Below are 17979 nucleotides of genomic sequence, written 5' to 3'. Positions count from 1 at the left end.
TTCAGATCATTTAGGCAATATAGCCAGGAACCAATTCGCGCTTGGCCAGCTTCTCGCGCAGACGGCGTTTGATGACACCGTAAGTCTTGCGATCCTTCTCGGCCAACTGCTTGGCGAAGGCAAAACTCTGCTCCTGCAGCTGATCCATCGGGAAGATGTCATCAACGATATTGTTGGCTTTACACTCTTCACCGGTATAAGCCGTACCCAACAGCGCCATATATTTCAAGGCGTGTTTATTGGGGATCAGGTCGATAACATCAGTCATCATATGGGTGAATGGGATATGAATGTTCACTTCCGGATAGCAGAAGCGGCCACGATCGGCGCGCATAAAGCGGAAATCGGCACAGCTGGCCATAATGGCACCACCGGCGTAGCAGTTACCATTAATGGCAAACACGGTAGGCACTTCCAGCAGCGCTATACGGTAGTAGAGCTTTTCCAGCGTGCTTACAAAATTCTCAATCCCCTCGGGGGACTGCTGGCCCAACCAGCCCAAGTTAATACCGGTGCTGAAGGTCTTCTCGTGCTCGCAGGTCACCATCAGGGCGGTATTGCCCTCAAAGGCCTCAACCTCATCCAGAGCCGCGTGATACTCTTTCAACACGTCTATGGTCAGGGAATTTTCACCTTCATGGTTGGTCAGGGTCAGGACGTGAACGCCCTCTTTTAGCTCTAATGTCATTGTGGACATGACACTCTCTCCTCGAATCTTGACAGTGTCCTGATTCTAAGGGCTTCCCTACCCCAAACCAATAACCGATTCCGTCAAAATTACTGACCCTTTTGCCACTTTCTGATCATCTCCAGAGAGACACCGTAGTGATAATGCATTTGATCCTGGCTATAGCGGTGCTCTTGCCCTACCGGACAGGCGCTGCGAGCAATGCATTGGTGGGCACACGGGGATTGTGGCTGCAGGCGATAATCCAGGCAGACCTGTAATTGAAAGTCAGCATGGCTTTCACCCAGTGCATCGGCTGGGCAAGCCCTGACGCAGGGTTTGGCTGAACAAGTGCTGCAGGGGGATTGAACCTCGGGGTCTATTCTGCGCTCAGGCTTTTCCTGTAATGGCGTAGAGACCAGTACTGCCCGGTAAGCGTACCAGGGGCCCCATGGCTGATTGACCCCCGACCTAAACGGCGATTCACCATGCCAGCCGGCTAGGCGACCAAGGGCCTGTAAATCAACTAAACATTGATCGGCAGGATATAACCAACGGTAAGACACCTCTGGGCAGGTGTCAGACAGACTGCTTGCAATGGTTTCTGTGGTAAAGCTATCGATCGGATGCGGGTGAATCCGATTGGCGATATCGCCCCAGCGGGAAGCTTTAAAAGCCTGCCAAAAATCGCGCCCGGCATGGCCTATCAGCAAGATATCTGTCAGTTGATCGTCTTCCTCCAAAGTGGAAGCCAGAGAGGCCCTGACAGACTCCGGCAGATCAGCAATCTTTAACACGGCCTGCAGATTGAGGCCGTATTGATCAAGCCGGTCGAATAGAGACTGACTCAATAATCCACGCCCTCACGGGCTTTAATGCCGGCTTTAAAAGCGTGCTTAACTTCTTTCACTTCAGATACAGTGTCACACAGTTTTTGCAGTGCACTACCGCCACCGCGACCGGTGACAATCACGCTCTGCTCAACCGGACGATTGGCCAGTGCACTCAGTACCCTTTCCTCATCCAGATACTTGTAGGCCAGCATATAAGTCAGTTCATCGAGCAGTACCAGATTCAGGCTTTCATCCTGCAGCATACGCTCGGCTTCGGCCCAGGTTTTCTCGGCCGCTTCAATATCACTGGTGCGATCCTGGGTATTCCAGGTAAAGCCCGTACCCATTTGGTAAAAATCCACCTCGGGGAATTTATCGCGAATAAACACTTCCTCACCGGACAGCTGCACACCTTTAATAAACTGCACAACGCCAACCTTGTGACCATATCCCAGAGCACGCATCACCATGCCAAAGCCGGAGCTGCTTTTGCCTTTACCATCACCGGTTAGCAGAATCAGTACACCGCGCTCAATATCCGCCGCCTCGATGCTGGCATCCACATTGGCTTTTTGTTTTTCCATCGCCTTTTTGTGTTTGGCGTTTTTCTTTTCATCAGCAGATTGCTGCTCGTCGGTCACAGGAATATCCTCTTACAAAGTGTGCCTTTTCAGGCCGGAAACTTCACAAATAATAACAGCTTCATTCTATTCTCGTAGTGTAATCACGTAAAAGCGCCAAGTAATAGACAAGACCGCCCCTCTTTCAGAAGTACGTCTGATCGTCTGGACAAGCCCTATATGATCTTCGACAATAGCGCCCAATTGGCCTGCAGAACGAAGTAAGAACACCATGATTAGAGAACTTTCCCCAGGTGTAGACCTGCATATAGATGGCGCTATCGCCACTATCACCCTGAATATCCCGGAACGACATAACTCCCTGGATAACGATAACCTGAGCCAGTTTCTGGCGCATTTGGATACCGTAGATCAAGATTCTAGTGTGCGGGTTTTAATCATTACCGGTAATGGTGAGAAGACTTTCTGCGCTGGTGCAGCTCTTAATCAACTGGGCTCTGGCAATTTCGACGGCGATCGCTTTACTCAAGTGCCCGATAAAATCAGTGCTATGAAGATCCCCACCATCTGCGCCTTTAATGGTTCAGCCTACGGTGGTGGTACCGAGATTGGCGTGGCCTGTGATTTTCGTATTGGCATGACAACTATGCGCCTGTTTGTTCCACCTGCGCGTATTGGTTTGTGTTATCCGGTAAACGGTATCGAGCGTTATGTGAATACACTGGGCCTGCCCACTGCTAAACGACTACTGGTGGCCAGTGAAGATTTTCGCGGCCCGGAGCTCAAAGAGATTGGCTACCTTACGCATCTGGTTGAGCCTTCTGAATTGGAAGAAGCAACGCAGAAGCTGGCACAACGTATGGCAGGTTACGCACCGCTGGCTATGAATGCGATGAAGCAGATTTGTAATCAGGTGGCTGATGGTAGTTTTGTTCGTGAGGAGGCACAGAAGCTGGCTGAGGTTTGTACCGCATCAGATGATTTAAAGGAAGGCTTTGCGGCTAGTGCCGAAAAAAGAGCACCTGCCTTCAAAGGCAAATAGGTAACTAAGGATGGGGTCTGACCCGCAGGGTCAGACCCCGTTCAGTGCGATCCCCCTGTAGTTCCAATTTATTACCCTACCCCTTTTCTACCTCCAAAGATCCAAAATTTCCAAACAGGCCTTGATCCATGTCAAGAAAGATTCTAAACTTTCAATAATTTCTGAAACTTTAAAATTCAGCATTTAAGGAATCCTGGCCGTGAAGATGTCTCCTACCATTGAATCCTTCGTCCTCCATTTCGGTGAAATGGGCAGCCGATGGGGGTTTAACCGCACCGTTGGCCAGATGTACGCCATTATTGTGCTGAGCGAAGAGCCTCTCAGCGCTAACGATATCGCCGAAACGCTGGGGATTTCCCGCGGCAATGTCAGCATGGGCATTAAAGAATTACAGTCCTGGCGCCTGATTCAGGTGCAGCATGTCGCGGGTGATCGCAAGGATTACTACACCACCGCCGGCAGTATTTGGGAGATGGCCAAGCGTATTTTGGAAGAACGTAAACGCCGGGAAATGGACCCCACTCTGTCACTGTTGCGCGATACCCTGCTCGAAAACGAAAGCTCCCAATCTGAAGCCTATGCCCGCGAGCGCATGCAGGAAATCCACGATTTATTGGAAACTCTGCAAGTCTGGTTTGACGATATTCAAGGACTTAGCCCCGACAAATTACAAACACTGCTTAAACTCGGCTCCGGTGTCGGAAAGGTGCTGGAATTTACCGACAAATTAAAAGGAGGTAATAAGTCAGGCAAAGCCTGATCCTTAAAAAACGCTCTAAACCTGTTAACACCACAAGATGTAAGCGAGGTTTGCTATGGTCGACAGTTTTGTCGCAGACACCTTGATGTTGTCGCGCATTCAATTTGCCCTCAATATCAGTTTTCATATTCTCTTCCCAATGATTACCATCGCCCTGTGCTGGTTTTTATTCTTCTTTAAAGTACAACTGCATCGCACCGCCAATCCTGTATGGATGCGTGCTTATCGCTTCTGGGTAAAAGTTTTTGCCCTCACCTTTGCCCTTGGGGTTGTTAGCGGCATTACCATGTCGTTTCAATTTGGCACTAACTGGCCCGGTTTTATGGAAAAGGTGGGCAATATTGCCGGCCCTCTATTGGGCTACGAAGTCTTAACCGCGTTTTTCCTCGAAGCAACATTCTTGGGCATTATGCTGTTTGGTATTGATCGTATATCACCTCGGCTGCATACCTTTGCCACACTGATCGTTGCACTGGGAACCACAGCGTCTGCGTTTTGGATTTTGTCATTAAACTCCTGGATGCAAACCCCAACAGGGTTTGAGTTACGTGATGGTGTCGCCTTTCCGGTAGACTGGTGGGAGATTATTTTTAATCCTTCCCTGCCCTACCGTTTGTCCCACACCTTGATTGCTTCCGGCCTTACAGCCAGTTTCCTGATTGCAGGTATCTCGGCTTATCGCATTTTACGAGGCGATCAAAAACGTGCACCGCGATTAACTTTAAAAATTGCCCTTACAGCAGCTACCCTATTGGCCCCCTTGCAAGCCTTTGTCGGTGATTTACACGGTTTGAATACACTCGAACATCAACCGCAAAAAGTGGCTGCGATGGAAGGTGTTTGGGAAACCACCGACGGTGCCCCATTGCTACTGTTTGCGATCCCGGATGAGGACAATCGCACCAATCATTGGTCACTGGGTATTCCCAAGTTGGCCAGCCTTATCCTCACTCACGATCCTCAAGGTACCATTCAAGGACTTAATGAATTTATCGATGAACACCCACCCGTTGCTCCGGTGTTCTGGGGTTTTCGAATCATGGTAGGCATTGGATTACTGATGATAGCCGCGGCCTGGCTTGGCAGCTACTACCTGTGGCGAAAGGAATCTGCCCCCAACTGGTTTTTGTACACCATGACGGCGATGACTTTTTCCGGCTGGGCCGCAACATTGGCAGGTTGGTACGTAACCGAAATTGGTCGCCAACCTTATCTCGTCAGTGGCGTACTGCGCACAGCGGATGCCGTAACACCGGTCGCAGCCAGTAATGTCGGTTTGTCCTTGTTACTGTATTCGCTGGTGTATGCCGGTTTGTTGGTAGCTTATATACACACGCTATTTTTAATGGCCAGACGTGCGGTTGAAATTGAAGAAATCTCGGCCGACGAACACCAACAGTTTATTGGACAAACCAATACAGGGGGCAACTATGCTTGAACTTGAAAGTCTCGCCATGATTTTTGCCGGCCTTATGGCGTTGGCCATTTTAGTGTACGCCATACTTGATGGTTACGACTTGGGCGTAGGGATTTTGCTTCCTGCTGGTAATGACGAACAATCCAGCCAACAGCGAGACACCATGATTGCCAGTATCGGCCCTTTTTGGGATGCCAACGAAACCTGGCTGGTACTGGCCATTGGTTTACTGCTGATTGCTTTCCCACAAGCCTATAACCTTGTGCTGGAAGCGCTGTATCTACCTGCCACCATTATGCTGCTAGGGTTGATTATGCGTGGCGTTGCCTTTGACTTTCGCGCCAAGGTTGCACTCGATCACAAGATGATCTGGGATAGATTATTCCGGGCCGGATCTTTAATTACCGCTTTATCTCAAGGTTATATGCTGGGCCTTTATGTGATGGGTTTGCAAACCACGCCTGCCAGTATTGGCTTTGCCCTGTTAAGTGCCTGTGGCGTTGCTGCAGCTTATAGCTATATTGGTGCAGGCTGGCTGGTTATGAAAACCGAAGGCGAATTACAAAAACGAGCTGCCCTTTGGGCCAGACGCAGTGGCTGGGTTTGTTTTATCGGGGTTATCGGGGTTTGTCTGGTAAACCCGTTGGTGAACCCGGGGGTTTTCGACAGATGGTTTAGCTTTCCTTTCGGGCTGCTATTACTGCAGATACCCGTCGTTAGCCTGGCACTGTTTGTGATTAATGATCGGGTTCTGGTTCGCATACCGTTTGAACAGGATTTTGGTTGCTGGATTCCCTTTGTCGCCAGTGCGAGTATTTTCTTTGTCTGCTTCCAGGGACTGGCCTACAGCTTTTACCCTTATATTATCCCCGGGCAGTTAACCATGATTGAAGCTGCCAGTGCGGCGGAATCCTTGCGGTTTATGTTGGTGGGAGCTTTGATTGTGGTGCCGATAATTTTGGTTTATACCGTGTTTTCTTATCGGGTGTTTTGGGGGAAAGCGACACAACTCAAATATTATTAAGTGATGATAGTAGATGCCTACGGCTGGGGTCTGACCCGTAGGGTCAGACCCCGGTTATGTGCCGGTCATGAACTTAATAGCCTAAGTTTGTTATCCTGCCCTCTCCAGTCGACAGGTTCCATACTGACCACTTCCAATCGGCTTTCACCTATTGAGGTTGTTTCTTTAGCCTGAAAATTCTCCCGCATCCGGTTAAAACTGAACCAGCCTTTATCGGTTTGCATTACCGCTTTAATACGCGGGACTTCCAATTCTGAAAGAAGCGTTTTTAATCCTTCAAAATTGAAGACAAACGTCTCGGGGAATAACCAGCCACAGCTATAGCCGTAATCGGTTTTATTTTCCTGACGTAGCACGCCATCACTGTCACGCTCGGCAACATCACTACTTGAGGCTCCTGAGTGTGAAGCTGGCGTTGTCAAGATTACAGTTTGTTTTACTCGCGGTGCATCCAGCCATTGCCAAGGCATATTGCCTTGACTGATTTTGCCAATCTGGCTTTTCATAGGTTTGAGGCTCGCGGCAAAGGTATCGAAGCGAGCAAGGTGTTCAGGTGCTGAGGTATCAGACTTGGTTGCGATCAGCACATCAGCCAGTTGAATTTGATCACGGAAAGCCGGCAGCGCTAAAAACTGATCATCACTCAAACTCCAGGGATCAAGTACACATACCACCGCATGCATATCCAATATGCCTTGATAAGCCTTACCACCAAAGCTTTGTAAAATCTGTTTGGGATGCGCAAGGCCAGTGGGCTCAATTAATATACGATCAGGATTTTGTTGCTCGATAAGCTGATTCATCGCGCTCTTTGAAGGCAAGCTGGTTGTACAACACATACAACCACCAGGTACTTCTTTAACAGCAATACCTTCGGCAGCGAGCAAGGCGCCATCCAAGCCCACTTCACCAAATTCATTAACCAAAACCGCCCAATGCTCATCGGCAGGTTTGGTTTTTAACAGGTGTTGGATTAACGTGGTTTTACCGGCACCTAAAAAGCCGGTAATCACATTGGTAGGAATAGGATGTTGCCTGTTCATACGGATTTATATTCTCTTTTATGCATTGTGCTCGCGACAATAATTCACTAAAAACTCGACAAACAACCGCACTTTGGCGGACAGATGCCGATTACTGGGATACACCGCCCACACGCCCGTATCGGTTGGTTGAAACTCTTTCAGCACCTCGACCAAGGTGCCTTCTGCCAAATCTCTGCGTACATAAAACTCAGGCAACTGAACCAACCCCAAGCCTTGCCGTGCCGCCGATAGTAGCGCCCTGCCGTTATTACTCCGCCAACGCCCTTCAAGCCTTTGCTCAGAATGACCGCTTGAGGATCGAAAACGCCAGGTTGGCAAAGTCCCCAGCAAGCAGTTATGTCGTGACAGCCCTTGAATAGATTCTGGCTTACCCTTGCGAGCCAGATAGTCGGGACTGGCACAAATACACAGTGACCGACTGACAATACGCCTGGCGATCAGCGTGGAATCACTGAGTACCCCCGCGCGAATCGCCAAATCATATCCTTCGGCAATCAAATCAACGGTGCGGTTGGTAAAGTCGATATCAATATTCAATTCCGGGTTTTGCGACATAAACTCCGCAGCAGCCGGGGCCACAAAGTCCTCACCAAAACCACCGGCAACCGTCATTTTCAGATTACCCCGCGGAGTCGCCTGCAGATCCATCACCGCTTTTTCGGCATCCTCCAGCCCTTCAACCAGCTCTTTGGCCCGCAGGAAATAGGCCTGGCCTACCTCGGTTGTGGTGACCTTGCGGGTAGTACGCTGAAGTAGCTGGGCGCCCAAACGGTTTTCCAGCTGGCTGATCTGGCGGCTGACATGGGACTTGGATACCCCCATCTTCTCCGCTGCCGCTGAAAAGCCGCCGTGTTTTACCACCGATACGAATATCTCGCTTTCTTCCCACTTAGCCATCTTATTAAACCATTATTTTGCTGCCTTATTGTTGCCACATAAGAACAAACTTATTACAAAATCACACATACAACCCAGAACAGCAACAGTCTATAATCGAATCCATCAAGATGTCACCTAAATTCTGGTGATGTGAATTAGACTCATTGATAGCCATTGCTAACTGATAACAAGGGATGAGATATGAAAACGCGTGCAGCCGTAGCCTTCCAGGCCGGAAAGCCCCTGGAAATTGTCGAACTGGACCTGGAAGGCCCAAAAGCCGGCGAAGTATTGATTGAAATTAAAGCCACCGGCGTATGCCATACCGATGCTTTTACCCTGTCCGGTGATGACCCTGAAGGCGTATTCCCAGCCGTACTTGGCCATGAAGGTGCAGGCATCGTCGTTGATGTAGGCCCTGGCGTTACCAGCCTCAAACCAGGCGATACCGTTATCCCCCTCTACACCCCAGAATGCCGTGAGTGTGACTTCTGCCTGAACCCTAAAACCAACCTGTGCCAGAAAATTCGTGGTACCCAAGGCCAAGGCTTAATGCCAGATGGTACCAGCCGCTTCTCCCTCGACGGCAAACCTATCCTCCACTATATGGGTTGCTCCACATTCTCCAACTACACCGTGTTGCCGGAAATTGCCGTGGCAAAAATCCGTGAAGATGCGCCGTTTGATAAGGTGTGTTATATCGGTTGTGGTGTAACCACCGGAGTGGGTGCTGTGGTTTTTGAAGCCCAGGTAGAAGTGGGATCTACTGTGGCGGTATTTGGTTTGGGCGGTATTGGCTTGAATGTTATTCAAGGTGCAAAACTCGCTGGTGCCAGCCGTATTATCGGCGTGGATATGAACCCCGCCAAAGCTGAACTGGCCAAACAGTTTGGTATGACTGACTTTGTTAATCCGAAAGATGTCGATATGAAAACCACCGAAGCCATTATCGATTTAACCAATGGCGGCGTGGACTACAGCTTTGAGTGTATCGGTAATGTAAACACCATGCGTCAGGCGCTGGAGTGTGCACACAAAGGCTGGGGTGAGTCCTATATTATTGGAGTTGCCGGTGCCGGTCAGGAAATTTCCACCCGTCCGTTCCAGTTAGTGACTGGTCGCTCCTGGAAAGGTACCGCCTTTGGTGGTGCGCGAGGTCGTACCGATGTACCTAAGATTGTTGATTGGTATATGGAAGGTAAAATTCAGATCGATCCGCTGATTACTCACACTATGCCGTTGGACGATATTAATAAGGCGTTTGATTTGATGCATGAGGGTGAGAGTATTCGTTCGGTCGTACTCTACTAAAATTCGACTTAGTGCTCCGAATGGGGTCTGACCCGCAGGGTCAGACCCCGGACAATTACTGGCACCCGCAGCGGGGTCTGACCCTGCGGGTCAGACCCCATCTATATTAAGGAACACGATTTTGGAATTAGTTGCGTCGAATAAATGCTTTGGTGGTGAGCAAAAGCAATATAGTCACACCTCCTCAAGTTTGAACTGCGATATGCGGTTTTCTATCTTTTTGCCACCTCAAGCAGAGGAAGGCAAAGTCCCCGTGCTTTACTGGTTATCCGGCCTTACCTGTACTGATGAAAACTTTGTTCAGAAAGCTGGCGCACAACGCTATGCCGCTGAAGCAGGAATTGCCATTGTTTGCCCTGACACCAGCCCGCGTGGTGAAGATGTTGCAGATGATGCCGAAGGCGCTTACGACTTTGGGCTAGGTGCTGGCTTTTATGTAAATGCCACACAAGCACCTTGGAACAAGCACTACCATATGTACGACTACATTACTCAGGAATTACCAGCGCTGATTAATGCTGAATTCCCAGTTGATGTCGAACGCCAATCCATCAGCGGTCACTCCATGGGTGGTCACGGGGCTCTAACCATTGCGCTGAAGAACCCGCAGCAATATAAATCTGTTTCGGCTTTTGCCCCAATCGTTTCGCCTATTAACTGCCCTTGGGGACAAAAAGCGCTGGGCGGCTACTTAGGTAACAATGAAAACGCTTGGTTTGAATACGATACTTGTGAGCTTGTGAAGAACGCTCCGGTAAAACTACCGATGCTGGTAGACCAGGGAGATGCGGATCAGTTTTTGGAAGAGCAGTTACAGACGCAACGTTTGGTTGATGCTTGTGATCAGGCTGGGTACTCCGCTGAGATCAATATGCGTGAGGGTTATGATCATAGCTATTTCTTTATTGCTAGCTATATTGAATCCCACATTGAGTTTCATCGGAAGTTTCTTTTTAGCTAGACCTGTTTACTAAATCCGGCTGGTTGCAAGTGGGCCTCTTTTTGAAACACGCATGAAACCATCCCTGGCGCTCCTCAGCGACTTCCGTGTCGCTGGGGGTTTCAAATAGAGGCCCACTTACAACCATCCTACCACTGCAGCATCTCCATCACTTTCCCTTCGAACTAAATTGAACGAACAAGAAAATCTAACAGTTAAGATGAAGTGAGTGTAGGGGGCCAGTAGTCCCTTGCGAAACCGCCGGCGACAGGGACGTCGCCGACGAGCGCCATGGATGGCTATTGCGTGTTTGGCAAGGGACTACTGGCCCCCTGCACGTCTTACTTTAGTACCAAACCAGAAACCAACTAAAACTAAACAGCATCAACCTTATGCATATTGACAGACTCAATCATATCCTTAGTAGCCGCTAAATAAGCCGCCATATGCTCAGAATTGGCGTGAGCCAAGAACGCATCCTTATCAGCATAAGTCTCCTGAACATAAAACATGGTAGGTGCTTTACGATCCTGAAAGAACTGATAACGCAAACACCCTGCTTCCGCCTGCGTAATCTCCTGCGCCTTACGCATCTCTACTTTAATGGCCTCTACGCTGTCCTCTTTTACAGCAACACGGACCAACAAATTCACTTCTGACATACGAATTCCTATGCCCCATAAGGGTTATCAATTAAAAACAACCAACGACCATCATCCTGGCGTTGCAATACATCCAGAGCGGTAAATGCCTCTCCGGTACTGGCGCGTTTCCACTGCATTTTCACTTGGGCAATATCGCCGGCGACGGTCATAGTACGTTCTACCAGCTTCATATCACCTGCAATTGTGGCGAATACTTCCAATTGCTCTCGTACAGCTTCATGACCAGATACCGTGGTAGTGCCCGGACCAGATACAAAATGCGCGTCCATATGATAGAGCGATAGCGCACCATCGATATCCTGTTTTAGCAACGAGATAATAAACAGGCGATGAATCTCTGCCGGATCACGGCAGATCAAACCTTCAGCAACGGCATCCATAAACGTTCCTTAATCGGCTTTTACCGGCGGACGGTTTTTACGGTAGGAATCCTTGATGTAAATCTTGTCATCGCGGAATACAAACAGGTCGTTACCGTGCATATTCACTTTGCTACCATCGGCCATGGTGCCGGTAAAGCGCCATTCAGATACACCGCGGTCACCATTTACAAAATGTTTGTCTTCATTCCAGGCTGCATCCGGGAATACCTCCCAAATTTTCTGATAGCCTGCTTTTACCGCTTCGAAACCTTCAAAGCGAGTCCCACATACCTCATCGCCAGCAGAACCATCAAAGATGCAATCTTCGGTCATAAATGACATCAGCGCATTGATATCGTGGTCATTCCACGCTTTGGCAAAATCTTTTAACACTTGAACGCGTTTCGCCTGTAACTCTTCAGACATCGTATAATCCTCAATCAGTTATTCTGTAATTTCAGGAGATATTTCAGTGAATGGCTCTGCCAGCTCAGGCCACAACCTGGCAACATTGACGCCATCGCCTTTTAACCCATAACAACCATTAACCATGGCTTTAAAAACACCCATGGATTCCTGGTAATCTTTAGTTCGGCACTCTTCATCCACCACAGTTTGAAAAGCGACGGTTGCAATGGGCCCCAGGAGTTCACGCAGATGGGTACACCCTTTAATCCCGCCAAACAGGATTTTAATGGTCTTGGTCCAGCCGCCACCTATGCGTTCACCAATTAGCGCTTTGTAGGCGTCTGCGACTTCCGGACAGGTGTTGTAGGGTGTCGCATCCATGCTGGTATTGACGTCGATAATTTTCATCGTAGTGTCGAGCGTCAAACACAACGTCATATCATGCAGTGATTCACCAACGGGAATATCCGGCCTATCCGGCGTTGTTATATCGATGCCTTTAACATCGATTAATTTTGCCTCAATATCGTAAAGGCCATCACTACGTTGATAGCCAACAATATCGATAGACCGATGATGAGATAGTTTTCGCTCAACATGTTTATTCACACTGCTAACAGCCACACGTAACCTCTACCTATTCGCTTGCCAGATCGAAATCCTTACCCGCCAGCGTCATATAACACTCGGTACCCGCTTCAATCTGTTTTTGCAGGCCGTGGATTCGTGGCATGATTTTGCTGACAAAGAAAACGGCATTATCCATTTTCGATTGGTAGTAACCGTCATTATCGTCAGCCAGGTTAGCCTTGGCAGTCACAGCTGCACGCACCAGGTAGTAACCCATAACGACATAACCGGACAGCATCAGAAAATCTACTGCTGCTGCATTAGCTTCGTTCAGATCTTTAAGTGAAGCTTCCAATACCCTGGCAGTGGTTTGCTCCCAGGTAGCCAAGTACTGAAGATAGGTATCCATCAAAGAATCCAGCTCAGCTTTATTAGTGGCGCAGAACTGCTTTATCTCTGTTAGATAGCGCTGGTACTGAACCTGATCATCAGCAAGGATTTTACGGGTAATTAAATCCAGGCCCTGAATCGCCGTAGTCCCTTCATAGATTGCGGTAATACGAACATCTCGACTGAGCTGCTCCATACCCCATTCCTGAATAAAACCGTGGCCACCGTATACCTGTACACCGTGACTGGTAGCTTCAATAGCCGCTTCGGTAATAAAACCTTTGGCGATAGGCGTTAGGAAACCCAGTGCCGCTTCGGCTTGATGTTTTTCTTCCTCAGAACCGCTTCTAACCAAATCCACCAGACGTGCCAAGTCGTAAGCCATCAGGCGCGCACCTTCAGAGAAGCTGCGCTGAGTCAGTAACAGGCGACGAATTTCAGGATGAGCAATAATCGGATCTGCCGGTTTTTCCTTATCAACCCGGGGAATCGCTTTCATCTGCAAACGCTCGCGGGCATAACTCAGCGCACCTTGATAGGAGCGCTCAATCTGGCCATGGGCCTGCAAACACACATCCACACGGGATTCATTGATAAAGGTAAACATGCAGTTCAGGCCACGATTTTCTGGCCCGATCAAATACCCCTTGGCGTTATCGAAGTTGATAACGCAGGTAGCATTACCGTGAATACCCATTTTATGTTCGATGGAACCACAGCTAACGCTATTGCGTTCACCGATACTGCCATCGCCATTGATATGGAATTTAGGCACCAGGAATAGCGAAATACCTTTGGTGCCTGCCGGTGCATCCGGTAAACGCGCCAAGGTTACATGCACAATATTGTCGGCCATATCGTGCTCACCGGAGGAAATAAAGATTTTATTACCGGTAATATTGTAACTGCCATCAGCGTTAGGTTCGGCCTTGGTGCGTAACAAACCCAAATCGGAACCGCAGTGGGATTCGGTCAAACACATGGTGCCAGTCCAACGACCGGCAATCATTTCTGGTAGGAACAGGCGTTTTTGCTCGTCAGTACCATGGGCTTCGATGGTGGTTACCGCGCCCCAGGTAATGGTGGGATATAAACCCCAGGCCAGGTTGGCAGAGATAAGCATCTCGTACACCGACATTTGCAACGACATCGGCAAGCCCTGCCCTCCCTTTTCTACATCCTGGGCAAGTGCGGGCCAACCGTTATCAACAAACTGCTGATAGGCGTCTTTAAATCCGTCAGGTGTGGTGACCACAGTATCATTCCACTGACAGCCCTGCTGATCACCGGATTGATTTAACGGGGCCAGTACATCTTCCGAGAACTTGGCGGCCTCTGTCATTACCGCACCGATAAAGTCGCGATCAACTTCTTCGGCACCGGGTAACTGCTGATAATGCGCGGTTAAATCCAATACATCATGGAACGCGAACTCGATGTCGCGTACAGGAACCTTATACTCTGCCATGGTGGTTTTACCTTAAGCTACTTCAAACAGACCAGCGGCACCCATACCGCCACCGACACACATGGTAATCACAACGTATTTAACACCACGGCGTTTGCCTTCCAGCAGCGCGTGGCCCACCAGGCGAGTACCGGTCATACCGTATGGATGGCCGATAGAAATACCACCGCCATTTACGTTCAGACGATCCAGCGGAATACCCAGTTTTTCGGCACTGTAGATAACCTGACAAGCGAAGGCTTCGTTCAGCTCCCACAAGCCAATATCATCAACGGTTAAACCGTGAGCTTTCAGCAGCTTAGGTACGGCGTAAATTGGACCAATACCCATTTCATCCGGTGCCAGACCGGCAACCATCATGCCGCGGTAAATACCCAGCACATCAACATTTTCTTTTTCTGCCAGTTCGCGATCCATCAGAACGCAAGCCGCAGAACCATCAGACAATTGCGAGGCGTTACCGGCAGTAATGAAACCACCTTCAACAACAGGGTCCAGAGACTGCAAACTTTCCAGAGTGGTTTGTGGACGGTTGCCTTCGTCCTTGGCCAGGGTCACTTCTTCAAACGTGGTTTCCTTGGTTTCTTTATTGAAAACCGCTTTGGTCGTGGTTACCGGAATAATCTCATCGTCGAACAAGCCTTTTTCCTGTGCAGCCGCGGTACGCTGTTGTGACAACAGTGCGTATTCATCCTGAGACTCACGGGAGATACCGTACTTGTTACAGATATTTTCTGCGGTCATCAGCATCGGCAAATAGGCGTTTTTATCACCGGCTAGAACGGCATCATCTTTTTCCTTCATGATCCATTCGAAAGCTGGGGTTTGCACCATGGAAATATGCTCATGACCTGCTGCAACAGTCACGTCCATTTTGTCGACGATAATTTGTTTAGCGGCAGTCGCCACAGACATCAAACCGGAAGAACACTGACGGTCGATGGTTTGGCCGGATACATCCAGTGGTAAACCGGAAGCCAGTGCGGTCATGCGGCCCAGGTTCATACCGGCGGTGCCGGCTTGTAGAGAAGTGCCCATGACCAGGTCATCAATGCGCTGTGGATCCAGGCCCGAGCGTTCTACTGCCGCTTTTACGGCGAAGGCTGACAGTGCTGGAGATTTGGTGATGTTAAATGCACCGCGGAACGCTTTGGCGATGGGGGTACGGGCAGTGGATACTATGACTGCTTCTCTCATGGTTTACTCCTAAATTAAATTCACGAACATAATATTCTGCCATTCCCGTGAAAACGGGAATCCAGTTTAACTGGCACTAAGTTGAACCCAGTGCATATCTAATAGAATTCACTTTTGCTCAATTTCGGGCCTAAGTGCTCCGTATCACTGGATCCCGCCCCCGTTTTCACGGGGACAAGCTTAAAAGCCACGGGGATGGCGGTAGATGGTTTGGGTCTATACGATTGGCTTCGTTACATTTTCTGAAAATCTTTAAAAGGTTTTCCTTCCGCAGCTAATCTCTCCAACAACGGCGCTGGCTTAAACCAACGCTCACCATACTCACCCAACGATTGCTGGTAATGCTTTAAACGTTTAACCACTTCATCCAGCCCCAGCTCATCTGCATACTGCATAGGCCCACCGCGGTAGGCCGGGAAACCATAACCGTAGATATACACCAGGTCGATATCGCCAGAACGGTAAGCAATACCCTCATCGAGAATTTTTGCACCTTCGTTGGCGAGCATCAAAATGGCACGGTCAACTATTTCCTGCTCACTGACATCGCGCTGTTCAATGTTGTTTTCAGTGGCGATGGCTTTGGCCAGCTCCAGCACTTCGGGATCATTGTGCTTATCGCGACCTTCATAGATATAAACACCACGACCGGTTTTCTGACCCAATCGGCCAAGATCTTTGAGATTAAATTGCAGCGCCTGATAGGTTTTATCGTCTTCCCAGGTTTCGCGGTTGGCTTCGGCGGCCATACAACCGATATCGATGCCGGCCATATCGCCCATGGATACAGCGCCCATCGCCATACCAAAATTGGTTAAGGCCAAATCAGACTGTTCAGGGGTAGCACCTTCCAGAATCACGCGGAAGGCTTCACGGGAATACGGCGCCACCATGCGATTGCCGACAAAGCCGTAACAAACGCCAACAACGACCGGTACCTTCTTGATGGTTTTGGCCAGTTTTAACGTGGTCATCAAAGCATCATCGGCGGTTTTATCTGCACGAATCACTTCCAGCAGTTTCATCACGTTAGCGGGTGAGAAGAAGTGCAAGCCCAATACATCTTCAGGGCGAGAAGTCGCCTCGGCAATTTCATTCACATCCAGGGTGGAGGTGTTGGAGGCCAGAATACAACCCGGCTTACAGACTTTATCCAGCTCGGTGAAAACCTCTTTTTTAACATCCAGGTTTTCAAATACCGCTTCGATCACCAGATCCACATCGGCGAGATCGGCGTAGCTGGTGGTACCGGTAAATAGCGCCATGCGCTCTTCTACCTGTGCCTCCGTTAAGCGACCACGCTTGGCTGAGATTTCGTAGTTCTGGCGTACTTTGGCCAAACCGTTATCGAGAAATTCCTTTTTGATTTCCAGCAAGGTGACAGGAATACCGGCGTTGGCAAAGTTCATGGCAATACCGCCGCCCATGGTGCCGGCACCAATCACAGCAACCTTTTTGATATCACGCAGGGGCACTTTGCGATCAACACCCGGGATTACACCCGCAGCACGCTCGGCAAAAAACAGATGTTGTTGTGCACGGGCTTGCGGTGTATCCGCACAATCCTGAAAGATTTCAGCTTCACGCTGCAAACCTTCTTTAAGAGGCAGTTGTGTTGCGGCTTCAACCGAATCGACACAACGATTAGGGGCATAATAACCCGCGGTCTTTTTCGCGATCTTGGCCTTGTAGGCCGAGAAGGTATCATCACTGTAGCTGTCTGCCGCTACTTCAAGGTTTTCACAGGACAACACTGGCGCATTCAGATCAGCCAGTGTAGATGCGTATTCAATCGCTACGGTTTCAAATTCTTCATCAGTCTCAACACCGTAGACTTTATCTAACAAACCCGCCTCAACGGCTTTATCGGTATTAATGGGTACCCCACTGGTAATCATATCCAGTGCTACATTCACATTGGCCAAACGCGGTAAACGTTGGGTACCGCCTGCACCGGGAATAATCCCCAGATTAACTTCCGGCAAGCCCAGCTTGGCACCAGTCTTGGCAACACGATAATCAGCCGCCAGGGCCAATTCCAGGCCACCGCCTAATGCCATGCCGTTAATGGCTGCTACAACAGGCTTAGCGGACGCTTCAATCAGATCACACAAGGAGGGCAAGCTCGGATCAGCAAAAGATTGTTCGGTGCCAAACTCGGTTATATCCGCACCAGCACAAAAGACTTTTTGGCTGGAGTTAATCACAATGGCTTTGATATTTTCATCAGCGGTAGCCGACTCATAAGCATCACGTATAGCTTTACGTAGGGCCAGCCCCAAACTATTTACAGGTGCCAAATCCAGGGTAATAACAGCAACCTGATCAACGGTGCGGTACAACACAGACATATTCTATTTCCAATCGAAACTTAAACACATAAACCGAACCTGCTCGTCAGGTCCGGTTTACACAAGGA

At 49.2% G+C, this 17979-nt stretch carries 18 protein-coding genes; 6 read left to right on the top strand and 12 right to left on the bottom strand.

What is annotated here, in order from left to right:
• Positions 1–10: 10 nt before the first annotated feature.
• The 3 genes from ACGHZ6_RS08680 to cobO all read right to left on the bottom strand — a co-directional run bounded on the left by ACGHZ6_RS08680 (position 11) and on the right by cobO (position 2084).
• A complete protein-coding gene (locus tag ACGHZ6_RS08680) occupies positions 11–697 on the bottom strand; it encodes an enoyl-CoA hydratase/isomerase family protein (RefSeq protein ID WP_390618441.1) in 687 nt (228 codons plus the stop codon).
• 80 nt (positions 698–777) lie between these two features.
• A complete protein-coding gene (locus tag ACGHZ6_RS08675) occupies positions 778–1518 on the bottom strand; it encodes a hypothetical protein (RefSeq protein ID WP_390618440.1) in 741 nt (246 codons plus the stop codon).
• The gene (cobO, locus tag ACGHZ6_RS08670) at positions 1515–2084 is read right to left on the bottom strand and encodes a cob(I)yrinic acid a,c-diamide adenosyltransferase (protein WP_390619157.1); all 570 of its coding nucleotides are present in this window, start codon (positions 2082–2084) and stop codon (positions 1515–1517) included. Before cobO ends, ACGHZ6_RS08675 begins: the two co-directional genes overlap by 4 nt.
• A gap of 268 nt (positions 2085–2352) precedes the next feature.
• On the opposite strand from cobO, the gene ACGHZ6_RS08665 reads away from it, so the two are divergent.
• From ACGHZ6_RS08665 to ACGHZ6_RS08650, 4 genes are all read left to right on the top strand, one after another.
• Complete coding sequence (locus tag ACGHZ6_RS08665; protein ID WP_390618439.1) at positions 2353–3123, top strand: enoyl-CoA hydratase/isomerase family protein; 771 nt, start codon at positions 2353–2355, stop codon at positions 3121–3123.
• Between the two features lie 199 nt (positions 3124–3322).
• Positions 3323–3883 carry a GbsR/MarR family transcriptional regulator gene (locus ACGHZ6_RS08660; RefSeq protein WP_390618438.1) on the top strand — a complete coding sequence of 187 codons (561 nt, stop codon included), beginning with the start codon at positions 3323–3325 and terminating at the stop codon, positions 3881–3883.
• 55 nt (positions 3884–3938) lie between these two features.
• Entirely contained in the window at positions 3939–5321 is a 1383-nt protein-coding gene (locus tag ACGHZ6_RS08655) for a cytochrome ubiquinol oxidase subunit I (protein ID WP_390618437.1), read from the top strand.
• Complete coding sequence (locus tag ACGHZ6_RS08650; protein WP_390618436.1) at positions 5314–6324, top strand: cytochrome d ubiquinol oxidase subunit II; 1011 nt, start codon at positions 5314–5316, stop codon at positions 6322–6324. The genes ACGHZ6_RS08655 and ACGHZ6_RS08650 overlap by 8 nt, the downstream gene beginning before the upstream one ends.
• A gap of 65 nt (positions 6325–6389) precedes the next feature.
• Here ACGHZ6_RS08650 and ACGHZ6_RS08645 read toward each other — a convergent pair whose 3' ends face one another.
• Positions 6390–7367, bottom strand: a complete 978-nt coding sequence (locus tag ACGHZ6_RS08645; protein WP_390618435.1) for a CobW family GTP-binding protein — start codon at positions 7365–7367, stop codon at positions 6390–6392.
• A gap of 18 nt (positions 7368–7385) precedes the next feature.
• A complete protein-coding gene (locus tag ACGHZ6_RS08640; protein WP_390618433.1) occupies positions 7386–8267 on the bottom strand; it encodes a LysR family transcriptional regulator in 882 nt (293 codons plus the stop codon).
• Positions 8268–8450: 183 nt separating this feature from the next.
• Here ACGHZ6_RS08640 and ACGHZ6_RS08635 point away from each other — a divergent pair, with 183 nt between their 5' ends.
• Together ACGHZ6_RS08635 and fghA are read left to right on the top strand one after the other, a co-directional pair.
• Positions 8451–9560 carry an S-(hydroxymethyl)glutathione dehydrogenase/class III alcohol dehydrogenase gene (locus tag ACGHZ6_RS08635; RefSeq protein ID WP_390618432.1) on the top strand — a complete coding sequence of 370 codons (1110 nt, stop codon included), beginning with the start codon at positions 8451–8453 and terminating at the stop codon, positions 9558–9560.
• Between the two features lie 121 nt (positions 9561–9681).
• A complete protein-coding gene (gene fghA, locus ACGHZ6_RS08630; protein WP_390618431.1) occupies positions 9682–10521 on the top strand; it encodes an S-formylglutathione hydrolase in 840 nt (279 codons plus the stop codon).
• 353 nt (positions 10522–10874) lie between these two features.
• Here the strand turns inward: fghA and ACGHZ6_RS08625 are convergent, their stop codons facing one another.
• The 7 genes from ACGHZ6_RS08625 to ACGHZ6_RS08595 all read right to left on the bottom strand — a co-directional run bounded on the left by ACGHZ6_RS08625 (position 10875) and on the right by ACGHZ6_RS08595 (position 17911).
• Positions 10875–11162 carry a putative quinol monooxygenase gene (locus ACGHZ6_RS08625; protein ID WP_390618430.1) on the bottom strand — a complete coding sequence of 96 codons (288 nt, stop codon included), beginning with the start codon at positions 11160–11162 and terminating at the stop codon, positions 10875–10877.
• An 8-nt stretch (positions 11163–11170) separates the two neighbouring features.
• A complete protein-coding gene (locus tag ACGHZ6_RS08620) occupies positions 11171–11545 on the bottom strand; it encodes a YybH family protein (RefSeq protein ID WP_390618429.1) in 375 nt (124 codons plus the stop codon).
• 9 nt (positions 11546–11554) lie between these two features.
• Positions 11555–11953: a nuclear transport factor 2 family protein gene (locus tag ACGHZ6_RS08615; RefSeq protein WP_390618428.1), complete on the bottom strand. Its 399-nt coding sequence runs from the start codon at positions 11951–11953 to the stop codon at positions 11555–11557.
• Positions 11954–11971: 18 nt separating this feature from the next.
• Positions 11972–12559: a DUF2889 domain-containing protein gene (locus ACGHZ6_RS08610; protein ID WP_390618427.1), complete on the bottom strand. Its 588-nt coding sequence runs from the start codon at positions 12557–12559 to the stop codon at positions 11972–11974.
• A gap of 13 nt (positions 12560–12572) precedes the next feature.
• Positions 12573–14363, bottom strand: a complete 1791-nt coding sequence (locus ACGHZ6_RS08605) for an acyl-CoA dehydrogenase C-terminal domain-containing protein (RefSeq protein ID WP_390618426.1) — start codon at positions 14361–14363, stop codon at positions 12573–12575.
• Positions 14364–14375: 12 nt separating this feature from the next.
• Positions 14376–15560, bottom strand: coding sequence for an acetyl-CoA C-acyltransferase (locus ACGHZ6_RS08600; protein WP_390618425.1), 1185 nt, complete (start codon positions 15558–15560; stop codon positions 14376–14378).
• 233 nt (positions 15561–15793) lie between these two features.
• Positions 15794–17911 carry a 3-hydroxyacyl-CoA dehydrogenase NAD-binding domain-containing protein gene (locus tag ACGHZ6_RS08595; protein WP_390618424.1) on the bottom strand — a complete coding sequence of 706 codons (2118 nt, stop codon included), beginning with the start codon at positions 17909–17911 and terminating at the stop codon, positions 15794–15796.
• Positions 17912–17979 lie beyond the last annotated feature (68 nt).

The organism is Maricurvus nonylphenolicus (genome assembly GCF_042854845.1).
GTDB classification, from domain to species: Bacteria; Pseudomonadota; Gammaproteobacteria; order Pseudomonadales; family Cellvibrionaceae; genus Maricurvus; species Maricurvus nonylphenolicus.
The sequence above is the reverse complement of the archived record's forward strand: the minus strand, read 5'-3'. Positions and strand labels throughout refer to the sequence as shown.

Coding starts and splice junctions, on each gene's coding strand:
- ACGHZ6_RS08680 (WP_390618441.1), bottom strand. CDS start 697: ATGTCCACAATGACATTAGAGCTAAAAGAGGGCGTTCACGTCCTGACC.
- cobO (WP_390619157.1), bottom strand. CDS start 2,084: ATGGAAAAACAAAAAGCCAATGTGGATGCCAGCATCGAGGCGGCGGAT.
- ACGHZ6_RS08665 (WP_390618439.1), top strand. CDS start 2,353: ATGATTAGAGAACTTTCCCCAGGTGTAGACCTGCATATAGATGGCGCT.
- ACGHZ6_RS08655 (WP_390618437.1), top strand. CDS start 3,939: ATGGTCGACAGTTTTGTCGCAGACACCTTGATGTTGTCGCGCATTCAA.
- ACGHZ6_RS08650 (WP_390618436.1), top strand. CDS start 5,314: ATGCTTGAACTTGAAAGTCTCGCCATGATTTTTGCCGGCCTTATGGCG.
- ACGHZ6_RS08645 (WP_390618435.1), bottom strand. CDS start 7,367: ATGAACAGGCAACATCCTATTCCTACCAATGTGATTACCGGCTTTTTA.
- ACGHZ6_RS08640 (WP_390618433.1), bottom strand. CDS start 8,267: ATGGCTAAGTGGGAAGAAAGCGAGATATTCGTATCGGTGGTAAAACAC.
- ACGHZ6_RS08635 (WP_390618432.1), top strand. CDS start 8,451: ATGAAAACGCGTGCAGCCGTAGCCTTCCAGGCCGGAAAGCCCCTGGAA.
- ACGHZ6_RS08625 (WP_390618430.1), bottom strand. CDS start 11,162: ATGTCAGAAGTGAATTTGTTGGTCCGTGTTGCTGTAAAAGAGGACAGC.
- ACGHZ6_RS08620 (WP_390618429.1), bottom strand. CDS start 11,545: ATGGATGCCGTTGCTGAAGGTTTGATCTGCCGTGATCCGGCAGAGATT.
- ACGHZ6_RS08615 (WP_390618428.1), bottom strand. CDS start 11,953: ATGTCTGAAGAGTTACAGGCGAAACGCGTTCAAGTGTTAAAAGATTTT.
- ACGHZ6_RS08605 (WP_390618426.1), bottom strand. CDS start 14,363: ATGGCAGAGTATAAGGTTCCTGTACGCGACATCGAGTTCGCGTTCCAT.
- ACGHZ6_RS08600 (WP_390618425.1), bottom strand. CDS start 15,560: ATGAGAGAAGCAGTCATAGTATCCACTGCCCGTACCCCCATCGCCAAA.
- ACGHZ6_RS08595 (WP_390618424.1), bottom strand. CDS start 17,911: ATGTCTGTGTTGTACCGCACCGTTGATCAGGTTGCTGTTATTACCCTG.